Source organism: Parasedimentitalea marina (genome assembly GCF_004006175.1).
GTDB classification, from domain to species: domain Bacteria; phylum Pseudomonadota; class Alphaproteobacteria; order Rhodobacterales; family Rhodobacteraceae; genus Parasedimentitalea; species Parasedimentitalea marina.
In genome coordinates, this window is sequence record NZ_CP033219.1 from 287,877 (window position 1) to 305,116 (window position 17,240).

Below are 17,240 nucleotides of genomic sequence, written 5' to 3' on the forward strand. Positions count from 1 at the left end.
CAAAGCACGTCAGTTTGGGTGGATCAGTCGGGGTGGTTTAGTCGGGGCGGATCATTGATCCGGCACCGTGCAGGGTGAACAGCTCGAGCAGGACCGAGTTTTGTACCCGTCCATCGACGATCGTACAGGCCCGCACACCACTGCGCACCGCTTGCAGAGCGGTTTCGGTTTTGGGAATCATTCCCCCCGCGATCACACCGCTGCGGGTCATTTCCTCGACGTCTGTCGCCTTGAGTTCGGTCACAACTTCGCCGTTGGCATTCTTGACGCCGGCAACATCGGTCAGCAGCAACAACCGGTCCGCCTGAAGGGCCGCAGCAACGGCACCGGCGGCGGTATCACCGTTGATGTTAAAGGTTTCGCCATTGCGACCCGCGCCAATCGGGGCGATCACCGGGATCATGTCTTTCTCGAACAGGTGACGCAGAGCCGAAGGGTCCATGTCGGTGGGCGTACCGACAAAGCCTAATTCCGGATTGGTCTGGTCGCAGGTGATCAGGTTGGCATCTTTGCCGGACAGACCGACACCCATACCACCCTGACGGTTGATCGCCTGAACGATGCGCTTGTTGACCAGCCCGGACAGCACCATCTCCACCACGTCCATGGTGGCCTTGTCTGTCACACGTTTGCCGTTCACGAACTCAGACTTGATTTCCAGCTTTTCCAGCATGGCGTTGATCATCGGGCCGCCACCGTGGACGATCACCGGGTTGACCCCAACCTGACGCAGCAAAACCATGTCACGGGCAAAGGTATCCATTGCCTCGTCACTGCCCATGGCGTGACCGCCGAGTTTGACCACGACAATGGCCCCATCATAGCGCTGCAAATACGGCAGAGCGCTGGATAATGTGGCGGCGGTGGCAATCCAATCGCGGTTCATTTCTTGCTTCTTCATCACTGGGGTCCCTTTGCTCGCTTCTGTTACGCGGTTCTGTCATCTGTGCCAAGTGTTGCGTTGCAGCGGCGGGCAGCGGTGATAGGGTCGCCAGCATAATCACAGGGTGAGGACCGGGTCGATGCGCCAAAAGACAATGTTGCTGACAGGGGCGAGCCGGGGCATCGGTCATGCCACCGTACGCCGGTTCAATACCGAAGGTTGGCGGGTGATCACCTGCTCACGCCATCCATTCCCCAAGGAATGCCCCTGGGGCGGCGGCCAGGAAAACCACGTGCAGGTCGATCTGGGCGATCCCGCCGGGACCATCAATGCGGTAGGTGTCATCCAAGACCTACTGGACGGGCCGCTGGATGCGCTGGTGAACAATGCCGGTATTTCCCCCAAGGGCCCGGACGGCGAACGGTTGAGCACGCTGGACACCGATCTGATGGACTGGGGTCGGGTGTTTCACGTCAATTTCTTTGCATCCGTCGTGCTGGCGCGTGGGCTAAAGGACGAACTGGCGGCGGCCAAAGGATCTGTGGTCAATGTAACCTCGATTGCGGGCAGCCGGGTGCATCCCTTTGCGGGCGCCGCTTATGCAACATCCAAGGCCGCACTGGCAGCGCTGACGCGTGAAATGGCGCATGACTTTGGCCCTCTGGGGGTACGGGTCAACGCAATTGCACCGGGCGAGGTGGAAACGGCCATTCTGTCGCCCGGCACGGACAAGATTGTCCGCAAGCTGCCGATGCAGCGGCTGGGCCAACCCGAGGAAGTGGCGGCGGCGATCTATTTCCTGTGTTCGCAGGATAGTTCCTACATTTCCGGGGCCGAGATAGAGGTGAACGGCGCCCAGCATGTCTGAGTTTAGGCAGTGATTTAATCGGGCCGAGGAGTAATCCCAAGGCCCGATTTGGGATTTACAACAGGGCGTGATTTTACCCTTAGCTACCCGGATTTTCCTCCGTCGCGCCCGTTGGCCTGGATGATCAGCATCATGGCCAGGCCAGTGAGGGCCAGCGGTTCAAGGTTTAGACAAGTCCAACGATGATGGAGCGCAGGGTTGCGATGCCGTCGCCTTTTTCGGACGAGGTCACGACCATTTCGGGATAGGCGGCCGGGTGCGTTGCCAGTTTGCTGCGCACTTGGTTCAGCATGGCGTCACGATCCTTGTCTTTGACCTTGTCCATTTTGGTCAGCACGCACTGGAAAGTCACCGCCGAGCTGTCGAGCAGCGACATGATCTCTTCGTCCACTGGTTTCACACCGTGGCGACCGTCGATCAATACAAAGGCGCGGCGCAGGGTCTGACGGCCAGACAGGTATTGTTTCAGCAGGCGCTGCCATTTTTCGACCACAGGCAGGGGCGCGTTGGCATAGCCATAGCCGGGAAGGTCGACCAGATAGTGGTCGGGGCCCTGGGTGAAGTAGTTGATTTCCTGGGTGCGGCCCGGTGTGTTTGACGCCCGTGCCAGACCCTTGGTGCCGGTCAGCGCATTGATCAGGCTGGACTTGCCCACGTTGGAGCGGCCGGCAAAGCAGACCTCCATCCGGTCGGCAGGCGGCAGGCCGGACATGGCGACCACACCTTTGACGAACTCGGACTCGCCGGCAAACAGCTTGCGGCCCTTTTCGGTTGTGAAGTCATCTGGCGATTCGGCCAGGGTAAATTGGATTTGCATCAGAGCACCTTTACTGCGTCGCCGGTTTTGATCGCACCGCCCCGGATCACTTCGGCGTAGACCGAGAAATCCTGATGGCCCCAGGTGTCTTTCAGAACCTTAAGAGTATCGGCGTCACGCACGCCGGTTTTGGGATTGGCGGTCGTGGCCAGACAGCGCACGACGCGCTCGCGTATTTTGAACACCGCTTCGCCGATTTGCACGCTGCGGTCAATCCAATCATTTTCAGCCCAGGCCTCGCCCAGATCAAACCAGATGTTGCCGCGCCAGCGCAGGGGGGACAAGTCATGCCCGATCGCCTGCTCGACTGCCCGGTGCGACGCCAGATTGCACAGCGTAACCGAGGGGTAGTCCGTGTCGGTCATGCCGCGATCCAGCACCCGGATGATCCGGGCCGAGGCCGCACGATTGGCTGGCATCAGCGGTTTCACCCAGTCCAGAAAACCGGGCAGGTCGCGTGCATCTTCAGGCCCGAAGCTGAACTCGGGACGATTTGGGTGATTTAAGGTGACACGGCCACTGGCGTCGTCCAGCCGGGTGCTGATCGCCATCAGATCCGGCGCCTTGGAGCCACGGCTGAAATTGGCACATGGCGCCCACTGGGTGCCATCGGCCTTGGCGGCCTCATGGGCAACGGCCCAAACACGATCGCCGGGCATGGTTTGCCCGGCGATCATAGTAACGGTGTCCAGCAGTTCCCGACCATGTGATTTGATCGGGTGCCGCCAGATGTCAGTAACTTGGTTTGTCATTTTTCATCCGTCTTGGGCGTTTTCTTAAAGCCTGACTTAATGTTACCGAAAATATCCGGCGTGTAGCCCTGACTACGCATGATCAGATACTGCTGGGTAAAGGTGATCGTGTTGTTGGCGATCCAGTACACCACCAGACCCGAAGCAAAGCCGCCCAGCATGAACATGAACACCCATGGCATCCAGGCAAAGATCATCTGCTGAGTTGGATCTGTTGGTGCCGGGTTCAGCTTTTGCTGCAGGAACATCGAGATGCCCAACAGAAGCGGCAAAATACCAATGAACACGGTTGCCATCAGGGTTCCTGGCTCAGGTGCGCCCCAGGGCAGCAGACCATAGACGTTCATGATCGAGGTGGGGTCCGGCATGCTGAGATCCTGGAACGGACCAAAGAAGGGCGCCTGCCGCAGTTCGAAGGTGACAAAGATCACCTTGTACAGCGAGAAGAAGATCGGGATCTGCATCAGGATCGGCAGACAACCCGCAGCGGGGTTCACCTTTTCCTTCTTGTACAGCTCCATCATGCCCTTCTGGACCGCCTGACGGTCGTCGCCAGCCTTTTTCTTCAGCTCTTCCATCTGCGGCTGCAGTTCCTTCATCTTCGCCATCGAGACGTAGGACTTATAGGCCAGCGGGAACAGAATTGCCTTGATGATCAGGGTCAGGACGATGATCGAAACGCCCATGTTGCCGATGATCTGGTTGAGATTGTGCAGCAGCCAGAAGATCGGCTTGGTCAGGAAGAAGAACCAGCCCCAGTCGATACTGTTGATGTAGCCGTCAACGCCGTCCGCTTCGTAGGCGCGGATGGTGGACCATTCCTTGGCCCCGGCAAACAACTGACTGGTGACTTCAGACGATTGGCCTGACGCGACGGTCATGGTCGGCAGCACGATGTCGGTTTGGTAGATATCGCGACGTTCGTCATATTTGGCGATCGAGCGGAAGGATTGTCCGCCAGCTGGAATCAGTGTCGACATCCAATAGTGGTCGGTAAAACCAACCCAACCGTTAGCTTCGACCTGGAACACCTCGGCCGGTACGCCCTCACGTTCGTTGACGTCGAGATCAGGCATGTTGCCGTATTTGGTCTCGCTTAGCGTGCCGTCGGTCATGCTGATGGCGCCTTCGTGCAGGATGAAGAAGTTCTTCAGGTCTGCAGGCTCGCCGTGACGCGCCAGGGTGCCGTAAGGGGCCAGTGCCACCGGGGCGCCGCTGTTGTTGGCCACCGACTGGGTGACGCTGAACATATAGTCGGTGTCGACCGCAATTGTGCGCGAGAAGGTCAGGCCAGCGCCATTGTCCCAGGTCATGGTGACCGGGGTCTCTGGGGTCAGTATGCCGGTGCCCTGGGCTTGCCAGATGGTATTGGCACCCGGAACCGCATCGGCGGACAATCCGGCCGCCGGCGCCCAGCCATAGAGCGCGTAATAGGCGCCAGGCTCACCCACGGGGGAGAGCATCTTGACGATTGCAGCCTCTGCGTCGATTGCAACGCGATAGTCCTTCAGCGACAGATCGTCGATGCGGCCACCCTGCAGCGAGATGCTGCCGGACAGGCGCGGCGTGTCGATGTCGATGCGTGGCGCGCTTGGTGCCTCGGCTTCGGCCGCCTGTGCCGTTGCAGTGGCGTCAGCTGCAGCGGTGCTGCCAACGGCCGGGGCGCCCGCGGTGCCGTTTTCGGCACTCGTTTCGGTCGCCACGGGATCCACTGTCGGAACCGGCTCTGGTGGTGGAAAAAAGGTATACCAACCGAGAATCACTAAGAAGCTGAGCACGGTCGCGAGTATTAGATTTTTGTTCTGGTCGTCCATTTGGGACCGGCACCTTGTACATGGAATGACAGGGTGTGGTTCAACAGAGATGCACCCCAAAGGTCAAGCAGATTCGGGTGCATCGGGGCGTCATTCCGCCCCAAAGGGGCATTTCAAACGCGATTAGGGGCGTTGGGTGCCGATCACCGGGGCATCCTGCAGTTTTGCCTGATGCGCGGTGATCCAGTCCAGGGTCTGATCAAAGGGCATCGGGCGGCCAATGCCAAAGCCCTGAACATGGTCACATCCCAGCTGTGCCAGCAGCGCGTGTTCGCCCACGGTTTCGACCCCTTCGGCCAGGGTTTCCAGGTCCAGTCGCTCGGCCATGGTCAGGATCGCGCCAATCAGTTTTTGCTGTTCGGGGTCGCGGTCGGCCTTCATCACAAAGGAGCGGTCGATCTTGATGCGGGAGATGTTGAAACGGCGCACCGAGGCAATAGAGGCATGGCCGGTGCCAAAGTCATCCAGATCAATCTGACAGCCGAGCGCACCAAGGCCGTAGATATTTCGCGTAATCATATCATCAGGTGAGTCGCTGACCACTGTTTCCAGAATTTCGACAGCCAGTCGTTCGGGGGGCAGCTCGAACCGTTCCATCTCCCATTTGACGCGGTCCACAAGGCCCGGGTTTTTCAGCTCGTCCGTCGCGAAGTTGACACCAACTGCCGGCACTTCGACACCGGCAGCGTCCCATGCCTTTAGGGCGGTCAGGGCGTGATACAGCATGACCTGGCTAAGTTGTTCCATCAATCCTGCTTCTTCCAGGGCGGGCAGGAAGGTTGAGGGCGGAATCATACCGTGCACCGGGTGCGACCAGCGGGCCAGCGCCTCGAAGCCGCTGACTTTGCCAGTGTCCGTCGAGATTTGAGGCTGGAACCAGGGTTGGATTTGCCCGCCTTCCAGGGCGGCTGCTGCATCTTCACGCAGATCACTACGGGCTTTGGTGCGGCGATGAATGTCGTTGGAATAGGCGCGGATACCTGAGGGCCCATTGTGCTGTGCCTCGGCCAGCGCGGCATTTGCCGCAGCAAACCAGTCGGCAGCGCTATGCCCCGGAGCGCGGCTGCGCATGCAAAAGCCAACGGAACAGGACTGATACAACGAAGCCCCGTCCAAAGAAATGGGTTGTTCCAGTGAGGCCTGCAGCCGTCCTGCCATCTGAACCGTGAGCTCCAGATCCAGGTTCTGCACCGGGGTCAGGCAAATAGCGAATTTGCTGTCACCGATTCGGGCCACTGTGTCCTTGTCTCGCAGGGCTTCGATAATCCGTTCACCGCAACGCTGCACAACAGAATCGCCGGCCGATTGGCCGTGTCGGGCAATTAGTTCTTTGTATTCGTCGATTTCCAAAACCATCACTGCGGATTTCAAACTGGTATCGTCGGTGTCATTGTGAACCTGATCCAACACCAGTTCAAAGCCTTCACGCAACAGCATACCGGTGACGCTATCACGTGGAATATAGGATCCTTTGTCCTTGCCAAAGACCCCTAAGGCGGCAAACAGCAGTGGCAACCCCAGAGCAACAGTCAATAACGCAGCCTCACCCCCCAGCCAGAAGGTGCCAAGGGTCACAGCGGGAAGAAAGGCAAGAATTGGCGGGCCAAGCAAAACCGGAGCGATTTTGCGTCGAATTCGCATCAAGCGATCTGAATCCGGATTGAGCATAAAATGACCTTTCGCCTAAACGCACACGACGCGTTGGTGTGACAATAGGCGTATGGGTCTGACTCGTCGGTTAACGCAGGACGGGAATATCGTCGAAAATTGTCTCAGATTCCGTGTTTTTGCGCTCTAATCCCAAAAAGTCGAATAATTTTGGGTCCAGCAGGTGCGATGGCCGGGCGTTCATCAGGGATCGGAACATAACCTGGCGGCGTCCGGGGCTGTTTGATTCCCAACCGTCGAGAATCTGTTTTACCTGCTGACGTTGTAACCCATCTTGGCTGCCACAAAGATCACAGGGGATAATCGGATAGTTCATCGCGCGGGCAAATTTCTCGCAGTCGGCCTCGGCTACATGGGCTAAGGGTCTGAAAACAAACAAGTCTCCTTCTTCATTGACCAGCTTTGGCGGCATGGTGGCCAAACGCCCACCGTGAAACAGGTTCATGAAAAAAGTTTCCAGAATGTCGTCGCGATGGTGGCCCAGTACGACAGCGTTACATCCCTCTTCGCGTGCAACGCGATATAGATTGCCCCGGCGCAGGCGCGAACAGAGCGAGCAAAATGTGCGCCCGGCGGGGATCTTATCCATCACCACACTATAGGTGTCTTTATATTCGATTCGGTGCGGAACCCCCATCTGTTCCAGGAATTCTGGCAGAACGGTTGCGGGGAAACCAGGCTGGCCCTGATCCAGATTGCAAGCCAGAAGGTCGACCGGCAGCAATCCACGCCACTTGAGTTCGTACAGAACCGCAAGCAGAGTATAGCTGTCCTTGCCGCCTGACAGGCACACCAGCCACTTTTGCGGTTTGGCATCAGGGTCGTGGGCCCCTTGTTCAATCATGCCGTATTGCTCGATTGCCTCACGGGTGTAGCGCACGATGCGTTTGCGCAGTTTCTTGAACTCGGTGGTCGAGGGCGCCCCGGCGAACAGCGGGTGGATGGCATTGGTGTCTGTATCAAGCATGTTGGGCCCCTAGCGGTTGCAGGGCCTTTTGCCAAGAAAAATCCAGATTGGCTAGGATTTCCTGCCTTGGGCATAGCCGTTAATCGGGCGACTTAGGAAGGCCGGTCGTCAGGGGTGTCGGGCACCGGGTCATAGCCATCACTGCCAAAGGGGTGGCAGCGGCCAATGCGTCTGGCGGCCAGCAGGCTGCCCTTTAGCGCGCCGTGTTTCTTAAGCGCTTCAAGGGCATAGGCCGAGCAGGTTGGCTGATAGCGACAGTTAAAGCCAACCCAGGGGCTAAAGATCAGCCGGTAGGCGCGCACGGGCAGGGCGATGATATGGGCCAGCGGGTTCATAACGAATAGATAGGCGCTGTACTGGGGTTGGAAAAGGTCGCAACGCTGTGACCCCAAAAATTATTTCCCATGGATCTTTTTGAGTGCCTGGATCAGGTCGGTCTGAAGCTGATCAAAGGGCCGCGCGGCGGTTTGCGTGGCGCGGCCTATCAATACGTAGTCCCAGCCGGGCTTGCCGTGACTGGCCAGCACAATCCGCGCGACCTCGCGCAGGCGGCGTTTGGCCCGGTTGCGGGCGACAGCATTGCCGACTTTCTTGGAGCAGGTAAAGCCAACGCGGATGTCCTCCGCGTCGTGGCGATTGCGGCCCTGCACCATCATGCCCTTGCTACCCTGCCTGCGGGCGCGGGCGGCGGCGAGGAATTCACTGCGTTTGGAGAGAACCTGCATATTGACCTGTGGCAACTGAGAGACGCTATAGACAAACGGAAACCGCCGGAGGTGTTTCCCAGGGGCGGCAATGCCAACCCAAGGGGGCCTCCGGCGGTTTAAAATCCGTCAGAAAACTGAGTGCGCGTTTATGCGCTCAGTTCTTTGCGACCATGTGCACGACGTGCATTCAGGATCTTGCGGCCTGCCTTGGTGGCCATGCGCGCACGAAAACCGTGGCGACGTTTACGAACCAGGTTCGAAGGCTGAAAGGTGCGTTTCATCGCTCCGGTCTCCATTCAATTGTGTCGAAGGCATACAAAAGCCCCCGAGGTGTCTATCTCGAGCTCGGTCATTAGAAGGGATTGGGCGGCGAGTCAAACCCTGTGGTGCGGGTTTTCGGCCTGAATGCGAAGTTTTTGCCTGAATCCCTGACCGGAGGGGGCTGAGGGGACCGTTTGGTGATGTTGCTCAACAGTATGCATTGGCCCGGCATCGCCGGGACGCGCCCGGCCTTGCCGTCAAACCAAAGGTTTGCCTCAGGCAAACGGAGAAGGCGCTGTGCACCTCCCCAAGGTCAGGCGCGACCTTGGTATTGAAACTATTTTCACAAATCTTTCGGTTGGGATCACTGCGGCGTGATTGACGTGCCGCTTTACTCGCCTCGCCCCTATTTTCTGCGTAGCAAGGGGTGAACTGGAGACCAAATGCCTATGACACAGACAAGTGACGACCCAAAACGCCACATATTCCGCCATCTGCCATTGTTGGTGGTGCTTTGCGTTGCGGTGATTGGCGCCTTCACCCTGCGCGATTACCTGAGTTTCGACACGTTGCGTGACAATCGCGAATCGTTGCTGGCCTACCGGGATCAGAACTTCTGGGGATTGGTTGCCCTGTTTATCGTAACCTATATCGTCATTGTGGCATTCTCGCTGCCCGGGGCTGCGGTGGCCTCGGTCACGGGTGGGTTTCTGTTCGGACTTGTCGCGGGCACGGTGTTCAACATCACCGCGGCAACCAGTGGCGCGGCGGTTATCTTTCTGGCGGCCCGCTGGGGGCTGGGCGAGATGTTGACGGCCAAGCTGGAGACTTCGACAGGGCGGATGCAGGCCTTCAAAACCGGGTTGCGTGAAAACGAGATCTCGGTGCTGTTGCTGATCCGGCTGGTGCCTGCGGTGCCGTTTTTCGTGGCCAACCTGCTGCCGGCGCTGGTGGGGGTCAGGTTTGGCACTTTCCTGTGGACCACTGCCCTGGGCATTATTCCGGGCGCCATCGTCTTTACCTGGATCGGCGTCGGCCTGGGTGCGGTGTTTGATCGCGGTGGTGACCCGGATCTGAGCCTGCTCTGGGAACCGCATATCATCGGACCTATATTGGCGCTAAGCGCGCTGGCAGCACTGCCAATTGTGATCAACTCCCTGCGTGGCAAGAAAGAGATCTGAGCATGCAACAGCTGAAATGTGATGTATTGGTCATTGGGGCCGGGTCAGGTGGGTTGTCGGTTGCGGCCGGGGCCAGCCAGATGGGCGCTGATGTGGTGCTGCTGGAAGGTCACAAGATGGGTGGTGACTGCCTGAACTATGGCTGTGTGCCGTCAAAAGCGCTGATTGCCAGCGCCAAGGTGGCGTATACTCAGGCGCAGGCATCGGGTTTTGGTGTGGCTGATCAGGTGCCGCAGGTCGATTACGCAGCGGTGATGGCGCATGTGGCGGAGACCATTGCCAGCATTGAACCCATGGACAGCCAGGAACGATTCGAGGGCTTCGGTGTGCGGGTGATCCGTGAGTTCGGCACCTTTATCTCACCCAAGCAAGTGCAGGCCGGAGACACCACCATCACCGCGCGCCGGGTCGTCATTGCCACCGGCTCTGCGCCGCTGGTGCCGCCTATTCCAGGGCTGGCGAGCCTGCCCTATCTGACCAATGAAACCCTGTTTGCGCAGCGCCAGAAGCCCTACCACCTGCTGATTATCGGCGGTGGTCCCATTGGCATGGAAATGGCGCAGGCGCATGTGCGGTTGGGTTGCAAGGTGACGGTGATCGAAGGTCAGCGGGCGCTGGGTAAGGACGATCCGGAACTGGCGCAGGTGGTGCTGGATAGTTTGCGCGATGAGGGCGTCGATATTGTCGAAGGTGCGATGGTCAGTCGGGTCGGTGGGACGGCTGGCGCGGTTGAGGTGGTGACAAAAGACGGCAGTGTCTTCAAGGGCTCGCATCTGTTGATGGCGGTGGGTCGCAAACCGGCGACTGAGCGGCTGAACCTTGAGGTCGCAGGCGTCGAGACCGGCCAGAGCGGCATTGTGGTCGACGACCAGCTGCGCAGCAGCAACAAAAAGATATATGCCATCGGAGATGTGGCCGGCGGGATGCAATTTACCCATGTGGCCGGGTATCAGGCCGGGGTGATCATCCGATCCGCTCTGTTTGGCCTGCCGTCCAAGGCCAAGACCCGTCAGATCCCATGGGCTACCTACACGGACCCGGAACTGGCGCAGGTGGGGCTGACCGAACGACAGGCGCGCGACGTTCATGGCGTTAAGCTGGAAGTGGTGCGCTTTGATTATCATCACAACGACCGAGCCCTGGCCGAGTGCAAGACAAAGGGTTTCATCAAGGTCATGGTGGTCAAAGGCCGGCCTGTTGGGGCCTCGATTGTTGGGCATCAGGCGGGAGAGCTGATCAGTACCTGGTCTTTGGCGCTGGCTAATGATCTGAAAATGAGCCAGATTGCCGCGATGGTGTCGCCCTATCCTACGATTGGCGAAATCAACAAACGTGTGGCTGGGGCCTATTTCTCGCCTCGACTTTTTGATAGTCAGTTCGTTAAACGCGCGGTTCGAAGTGTGCAGCGCTGGATTCCCTGAGCCGGAAAGGGCGGAATGCTAAACTCGCTTTCAGGCCGATTTCTAGTCCTGACCACGGTGTTCGTGATGCTGGCCGAAGTTCTGATCTTCGTGCCGTCGATTGCGCGTTTCCGCGAGGATTACCTGCTGACAAGGCTGGAACGCGCCCAGATCGCCTCGCTGGTGCTGCTTGCAGATGACATGCTGGAGACCGAGCTGGAGGCTGAACTGCTGGAAAATGCGGGCGTGTTCAACGTGGTGCTGCGGCGCGATGCGGTGCGCCAGCTGATGTTGTCATCGCCCATTCCACAGCCGATCAGAAGCACCTATGACCTGCGCATGGCCAGCCCGCTGGTGCTGGTCTCGGATGCGATGCGACGCTTGGTGACGCCGGAGAATCAGATCATCCGGGTGATTGGCGCCCCGGTGCGTGAGGCCGGATTGCTGATCGAAGTGACCATGGAGACCGCGCCGCTGCGTATGGCGATGATCGACTACGGGGTGCGCATTCTGTTGCTGTCGGCAGTGATCTCGGTGTTTACGGCGGTATTGCTGTTTGTTGCGGTGCGCATTTTCCTGGTCAAGCCGATCAAAGGTGTGGTGGGCTATATGAAGCGCTATGCCACTGCGCCGGAAGACGCCCGTGGCATTATCCAGCCATCGGCCGGTGTGACCGAGCTGCGCGAGGCCGAAGAGGCGCTGTTGCAGCTGCAGACCGAGCTGACACATGCGTTGAAGCAAAAACAACGGCTGGCCCAACTGGGCGAGGCAGTGGCCAAAGTCAGCCATGACCTGCGCAATATCCTGACCTCGGCGCAGCTGTTCACTGACCGGATTGAAATGAGCGAGGACCCTCTGGTGCGGCGTCTGGCGCCTAAGCTGGTGAACTCGATGACACGCGCGGTGTCGCTGTGCGAAGGCACATTGGCCTTTGGTCGCGCCGAAGAGCCCGCGCCAACACTGACCATGATAAAGTTATGCGACGTGATCGAAGACCTGATCGAGGCCGAACAGATGGCCTCTGGCAGTGGTCAGGTCGAAATCGTCAGTGAGGTGCCGCCAGACCTGATGCTGCGCGCCGACCCCGAGCAGTTGTACCGCATTGTGATGAATTTGGTGCGCAATGCCGGTCAGGCGATTGCCGCCACCAAAAGCAACGGCACGGTGACGATTTCGGCGCGCGAGGACACCGAGGCCTGGTGGCTGTCGATCAGCGATACCGGGCCGGGATTGCCCAAGCGGGCGCAAGAGAACCTTTTCACGCCATTTCAAGGCGGTGCCCGCAAGGGTGGTTCGGGGCTGGGGCTGGCTATTGCCGCCGAACTGGCGCGCGGTCACGGCGGATCTGTCACCCTGCGCCAGACCGGGGCTGAGGGCACAGTTTTTGACGTTTGCCTGCCCAAGGGCGATGGCACAATTTAAATTCGTTTTTGGGGTTGCTCATTTGGGCCGGTCAGACTAAATCCGGCCATAGTGCACCCGTAGCTCAGCTGGATAGAGTACCTGACTACGAATCAGGGGGTCAGAGGTTCGAATCCTCTCGGGTGCACCATTTCACAATTATGATGACGCTTGGCCCTGCTCCTGCTGGGTGAAGTGGCTGATCTCGTTCCTGCCAGTCCCCACATTTTGATCGAGTGGCAGTCCGTGATCGGGTGATGCGGTTACCATCGGTTGACAAATTTAGTCCTCAGACCGGCCCTTAGGGCCACGATCACGGTCGTACCCGAACATGTGTGGGAACTCCGGCAGCCAGGATTCGCGACGTAGCGTCCAGCTTTCGTAGGTGGGGATCAACTGGTCGGGGGCATCCAGAGCGCCGAGGTGCACTTCGATCTCGTCGTCGCTTTGGGCGAAAACGGAGGAGCCGCAGTGGGGGCAGAAGTACCGTCCGGCGTAATCGCGCAGCTCACCCTCAATGGTCACCGCGTCCTGGGGAAATACCGCCGAGGCATAAAACAGGGCCCCGTGATGCTTGCGGCAGTCCAGGCAGTGGCAAATGCCAACCCGATAGGGACGCCCCTTAGCGACAATCCGGACATTCCCGCATAGGCACCCGCCGGTGAACTGATCCATGTTGCGTCTCCTGTTGGGGCGATCTGCTGCTGTGACTGCTTTAGGGTCGGCGGCGCAGTAAACCATGCGGGTTTAAGCTAACGGGATTTGAATAATTCGGGGCGCTCGACCTCGAGAGGTTCTATATATTCGATCAGACTGCGCACATGGTTGCGTGTCGCCTCTTTGGCGGTCACTGGATCACCTGCAATGATAGCGGCGACTATGGCGGCGTGTTCCTTGATCGAGGCCTGCATGCGACCGGGTGTTGGCATATGCAGATGTCTGGCCCGGCTGACTTGTGTCCAGGTGCTGTCAGCCAGCATCGTCAGCCGCTTGAACCCGGTAAAGGACATGATCAGGTTGTGCATGTCGGCGTCTATCTGCAAAAAGCCTTCGATGTCACCATCGGCCACCAGCGCCTCTTGCATGCGCAGATTGCGGCGCAACAGGACGATTTGCGGCTCGGTTATGGTCAGGGCGACGCGTTCTGCTGCTGCCACTTCCAGGGCTTCGCGCAAAAAAGCACCTTCGCGGATATCGACCATTGAAAATCGCGACACAAATGTCCCGGCCTGCGGGACCACATCGACCAGACCTTCGGTGGCCAGCTTTGTGACAGCTTCGGAGACCGGAGAGCGGGAGACCCCAAGTGTCGCGCAGATCTCGTTTTTGCGCAGGATTTCACCGGGTTTGTAGACCAGTGACAGAATTGCGTCCTTCAGAACAAGATGCACGCGTGTCGATAGAGAGCCGCTAAATCGGTCCAGCGGAAGCAATTGGTGCGTGTTGTCCTCTTCGTTTTGCATCATGTCACCTTTACTGAATAAATTCAAAATGTTGGCCGTAGTGTCAGTCGCATCAAGGCAATATCCTTATAGCGTTTCCGCAGATAGCATGCGCCTATGGGGGGTCTCAATCGATATTCTCGGCGATGTGGCTATTCGCCTGGACACAGGTTTCAATGCACTGATTTCGCTGTGTAATATGGCCGAGGATACTTTGGACAGCTGACTGGACCGGTGGTCAGAGGCGTGACATGGGACCAGACCCCCATGAGCCGGACAAGGCGCATGGGGCGGCATGTTATTCGTCTTCGAACACGATCTGGGTTTGTTGGCCCAGCCCGTCGATCCACAGTTCCATTTTGTCACCCGTGTTCAGGTAGACCGGATGCGGCTTCTTGCCCATGCCAACGCCCGGAGGGGTGCCGGTGGAGATTACGTCACCTGGATGCAGGGTCATCAGCTGCGACAAGTGCGAGATGATCTGCGCGACAGTGAAGATCATGGTGTTGGTTTTGCCGGTCTGCATGCGCTTACCGTTCACATCCAGCGCCATGTTCAGCGATTGGGGGTCACCAACCTCGTCCCGCGTTACCAGCCAAGGGCCGGTGGGGCCAAAGGTGTCGCAGGATTTGCCCTTGGTCCACTGGCCGGTCAACTGGGTCTGGAAGTGGCGCTCGCTGACGTCGTTGACGATGCAATAACCGGCGACATGGTCCAGTGCGTCCTCTTCTGAGACGTATTTAGCCGCAGTGCCGATTACCACACCCAGCTCGACCTCCCAGTCGGTTTGGGTTGATCCACGTGGCTTCACGACCGGGTCATTGGGGCCAACCACTGCCGAGTTTGCTTTGAAAAACAGGATTGGGTGCTTGGGGATGGCAAGGCCGGTTTCGGCGGCGTGGTCTGAGTAGTTCAGACCGATGCACAGGAACTTGCCGATGTTGCCAACGCAAGGGCCGATGCGCGGGTTGCCCTGGACAACTGGCAGGCTGGCCGGGTCGAGGGCGCGAAGGGCGTCAAGTCCGGCATCCGACAGGGTGTCGCCTGCGATGTCCGCGACATGTGCAGACAGGTCACGCAGGGTGCCATCGGCATCCATCAAGCCTGGTTTTTCGGTGCCAGTATCTCCGTAACGTACTAATTTCATGACATAATATCCTAACTAGTGGTTGTCGCGCGGCAAGGTGCCATGGGCGATATCCTGGAATTCATCTGCGCCATCCAAAATCATACCTTCCGAGAAGGGACGGACCTTCTCACGGAACAGCTCTTGCCAGGGTGTTTGGCTGGGCGGAGCATAGGCATTTGCAGGCAGGGCGGCGCGGCGGTTTTCGATTTCGGTGTCGTCGACCAGCATGTTGGCCGTGCAGGCGTTCAGGTCGATGCGAATACGGTCGCCGTTTTGCACCAGACCCAGGCCACCCCCATCGGCCGCTTCGGGGGATGCATTCAGGATAGAGGGCGAGCCGGATGTGCCGGATTGACGGCCATCACCAAGGCAGGGCAACGCATGGATGCCCTTTTTCAGCAAATAGGCTGGCGGGCGCATGTTCACCACCTCGGCACCACCAGGATAGCCGATGGGACCGGCGCCGCGCATGATCAAAACGCAATGTTCATCAATGTTCAGGGCTTCGTCATCAATGGTCGCATGAAAATGCTCGGGGCCGTCGAAGACCACGGCGCGGCCCTCAAAGGCGTTTAGGTCGTCGGACGTCGACAAGTAGCGGTCGCGGAACTCTTTCGAGATCACGCTGGTTTTCATAATCGCGCTGTCGAACAGGTTGCCGCTGAGATTGATGAACCCCGCCTCGGACCCCAGTGGCGTGGCCACGGCTTTGATCACCTCGGGGGTGATGGAGCGTTTGTCATTGCAATTGTCCCCGATGGAGCTGCCGTTGGCCGTCACCGCATTTGGGTGTGGCAGCATACCGGCATCCATCAGCTCGCCAATCACAGCAGGGACACCGCCAGCGCGAAAGAAGTCCTCGCCCAGGTATTCACCGGCAGGCTGTAGGTTGACCAGCAATGGCACCTTGTGGCCAAGGTTTTGCCAGTCGTCGTTGGACAGTTCGATGTTCAGGTGTTTGGCGATGGCGTTCAAGTGAATCGGCGCGTTTGTCGAGCCGCCAATGGCCGAGTTCACAACGATTGCATTCTCAAACGCGTCGCGGGTCATGATGTCGGTGGGTTTCAGATCCTCGTGCACCATGTCAACAATGCGCTGCCCGGTGTGATAGCTGATCTGGCCACGATGGCGATAGGCGGCCGGGATCGCGGCAGAGCCGGGCAGCTGCATGCCCAGGGCCTCGGCCAGCGAATTCATCGTGCTGGCGGTGCCCATGGTGTTGCAGAACCCAACGGATGTGGCTGACGAGGACACCAGTTCGAGGAATCCATCGTCGTCAATGTCACCAGCGGCCAGCAATTCGCGGGCCTTCCAGACGATGGTGCCCGATCCGGTGCGCTCACCGCGGAACCAGCCATTCAACATGGGGCCGACCGACAGGGCAATTGCCGGAATGTTGACGGTGGCGGCTGCCATCAACAGCGCCGGGGTGGTTTTGTCGCAACCGATGTTCAGCACAACACCGTCAATCGGGTAGCCAAACAGGGTTTCCACCAGACTGAGATAGGCCAGGTTTCGGTCCAGCATTGCGGTAGGGCGCTTGCCGGTTTCCTGGATCGGATGCACCGGGATTTCAATCGGGGTGCCGCCATTGGCAATGATGCCGTCGCGCACCCGTTTGGTCAGCTCGATATGGTGACGGTTGCAGGGGCTAAGATCCGAGCCCGTCTGGGCAATTCCAATAATCGGCTTACCAGACTGCAGCTCTTCGCGGGTCAGGCCGTAGTTCAGATAGCGTTCAAGATATAGCGCCGTCATCTCTGGGTCGTCGGGGTTGTTGAACCATTTTTGTGACCGCAGTTGGGGTTTTGTGCCTGACATGTGGCAGTCCTTTGGGTTTAATCGTTACGTTAGCTGGGCCAATGGCCGCAGATGACCTGAAACTGTCCGACGGTACTTGCGTTATCATCCGCAGGAAAATCCATTACACGGGCCGTGACAATCCATTTT

The 17,240-nt window shown here is 58.6% G+C and carries 16 protein-coding genes, 1 tRNA gene and 1 pseudogene; 5 read left to right on the forward strand and 13 right to left on the reverse strand.

Features of this window, described 5'->3' with window-relative positions; all coding sequences use genetic code 11:
• Positions 1–37: 37 nt before the first annotated feature.
• Positions 38–901 carry an acetylglutamate kinase gene (gene argB, locus EBB79_RS01515; protein WP_127747150.1) on the reverse strand — a complete coding sequence of 288 codons (864 nt, stop codon included), beginning with the start codon at positions 899–901 and terminating at the stop codon, positions 38–40.
• 121 nt (positions 902–1,022) lie between these two features.
• On the opposite strand from argB, the gene EBB79_RS01520 reads away from it, so the two are divergent.
• A complete protein-coding gene (locus EBB79_RS01520) occupies positions 1,023–1,751 on the forward strand; it encodes an SDR family NAD(P)-dependent oxidoreductase (RefSeq protein WP_127747151.1) in 729 nt (242 codons plus the stop codon).
• Between the two features lie 166 nt (positions 1,752–1,917).
• Here the strand turns inward: EBB79_RS01520 and yihA are convergent, their stop codons facing one another.
• From yihA to rpmH, 8 genes and pseudogenes are all read right to left on the reverse strand, one after another.
• A complete protein-coding gene (gene yihA, locus EBB79_RS01525) occupies positions 1,918–2,568 on the reverse strand; it encodes a ribosome biogenesis GTP-binding protein YihA/YsxC (protein ID WP_127747152.1) in 651 nt (216 codons plus the stop codon).
• Positions 2,568–3,320, reverse strand: coding sequence for an MOSC domain-containing protein (locus EBB79_RS01530; RefSeq protein WP_127747153.1), 753 nt, complete (start codon positions 3,318–3,320; stop codon positions 2,568–2,570). Before EBB79_RS01530 ends, yihA begins: the two co-directional genes overlap by 1 nt.
• A complete protein-coding gene (gene yidC, locus EBB79_RS01535) occupies positions 3,317–5,134 on the reverse strand; it encodes a membrane protein insertase YidC (RefSeq protein WP_127747154.1) in 1,818 nt (605 codons plus the stop codon). The genes EBB79_RS01530 and yidC overlap by 4 nt, the downstream gene beginning before the upstream one ends.
• Positions 5,135–5,257: 123 nt before the next feature.
• Complete coding sequence (locus EBB79_RS01540) at positions 5,258–6,775, reverse strand: putative bifunctional diguanylate cyclase/phosphodiesterase (protein ID WP_238704971.1); 1,518 nt, start codon at positions 6,773–6,775, stop codon at positions 5,258–5,260.
• A 97-nt stretch (positions 6,776–6,872) separates the two neighbouring features.
• Positions 6,873–7,769 (reverse strand): tRNA 2-thiocytidine(32) synthetase TtcA, encoded by an 897-nt coding sequence (gene ttcA / locus EBB79_RS01545; protein ID WP_127747156.1) that lies wholly within the window; start codon positions 7,767–7,769, stop codon positions 6,873–6,875.
• Between the two features lie 92 nt (positions 7,770–7,861).
• A complete protein-coding gene (yidD, locus tag EBB79_RS01550; RefSeq protein ID WP_127750832.1) occupies positions 7,862–8,104 on the reverse strand; it encodes a membrane protein insertion efficiency factor YidD in 243 nt (80 codons plus the stop codon).
• Positions 8,105–8,164: 60 nt separating this feature from the next.
• A pseudogene (gene rnpA, locus EBB79_RS01555) lies at positions 8,165–8,606 on the reverse strand (ribonuclease P protein component).
• A 16-nt stretch (positions 8,607–8,622) separates the two neighbouring features.
• The gene (gene rpmH, locus EBB79_RS01560) at positions 8,623–8,757 is read right to left on the reverse strand and encodes a 50S ribosomal protein L34 (protein WP_127747158.1); all 135 of its coding nucleotides are present in this window, start codon (positions 8,755–8,757) and stop codon (positions 8,623–8,625) included.
• A 429-nt stretch (positions 8,758–9,186) separates the two neighbouring features.
• Between rpmH and EBB79_RS01565 the strand changes: the two genes are divergently transcribed.
• From EBB79_RS01565 to EBB79_RS01580, 4 genes are all read left to right on the forward strand, one after another.
• Positions 9,187–9,918, forward strand: coding sequence for a TVP38/TMEM64 family protein (locus tag EBB79_RS01565; protein ID WP_127747159.1), 732 nt, complete (start codon positions 9,187–9,189; stop codon positions 9,916–9,918).
• A gap of 2 nt (positions 9,919–9,920) precedes the next feature.
• Positions 9,921–11,339: a dihydrolipoyl dehydrogenase family protein gene (locus EBB79_RS01570; RefSeq protein ID WP_127747160.1), complete on the forward strand. Its 1,419-nt coding sequence runs from the start codon at positions 9,921–9,923 to the stop codon at positions 11,337–11,339.
• A gap of 15 nt (positions 11,340–11,354) precedes the next feature.
• Positions 11,355–12,740, forward strand: a complete 1,386-nt coding sequence (locus EBB79_RS01575) for a sensor histidine kinase (protein WP_127747161.1) — start codon at positions 11,355–11,357, stop codon at positions 12,738–12,740.
• Positions 12,741–12,793: 53 nt separating this feature from the next.
• Positions 12,794–12,870, forward strand: a tRNA-Arg gene (locus EBB79_RS01580).
• Between the two features lie 131 nt (positions 12,871–13,001).
• On the opposite strand, the gene EBB79_RS01585 is transcribed toward EBB79_RS01580, so the two are convergent.
• The 4 genes from EBB79_RS01585 to EBB79_RS01600 form a co-directional block, all read right to left on the reverse strand.
• A complete protein-coding gene (locus EBB79_RS01585) occupies positions 13,002–13,394 on the reverse strand; it encodes a GFA family protein (RefSeq protein ID WP_127747162.1) in 393 nt (130 codons plus the stop codon).
• Between the two features lie 77 nt (positions 13,395–13,471).
• Complete coding sequence (locus EBB79_RS01590; protein WP_238704972.1) at positions 13,472–14,209, reverse strand: GntR family transcriptional regulator; 738 nt, start codon at positions 14,207–14,209, stop codon at positions 13,472–13,474.
• Between the two features lie 250 nt (positions 14,210–14,459).
• Positions 14,460–15,308 carry a fumarylacetoacetate hydrolase family protein gene (locus EBB79_RS01595; RefSeq protein WP_127747163.1) on the reverse strand — a complete coding sequence of 283 codons (849 nt, stop codon included), beginning with the start codon at positions 15,306–15,308 and terminating at the stop codon, positions 14,460–14,462.
• A gap of 15 nt (positions 15,309–15,323) precedes the next feature.
• On the reverse strand, positions 15,324–17,111 hold the full coding sequence (locus EBB79_RS01600) for an IlvD/Edd family dehydratase (RefSeq protein WP_127747164.1): 1,788 nt from the start codon (positions 17,109–17,111) through the stop codon (positions 15,324–15,326).
• Positions 17,112–17,240: the final 129 nt, after the last annotated feature.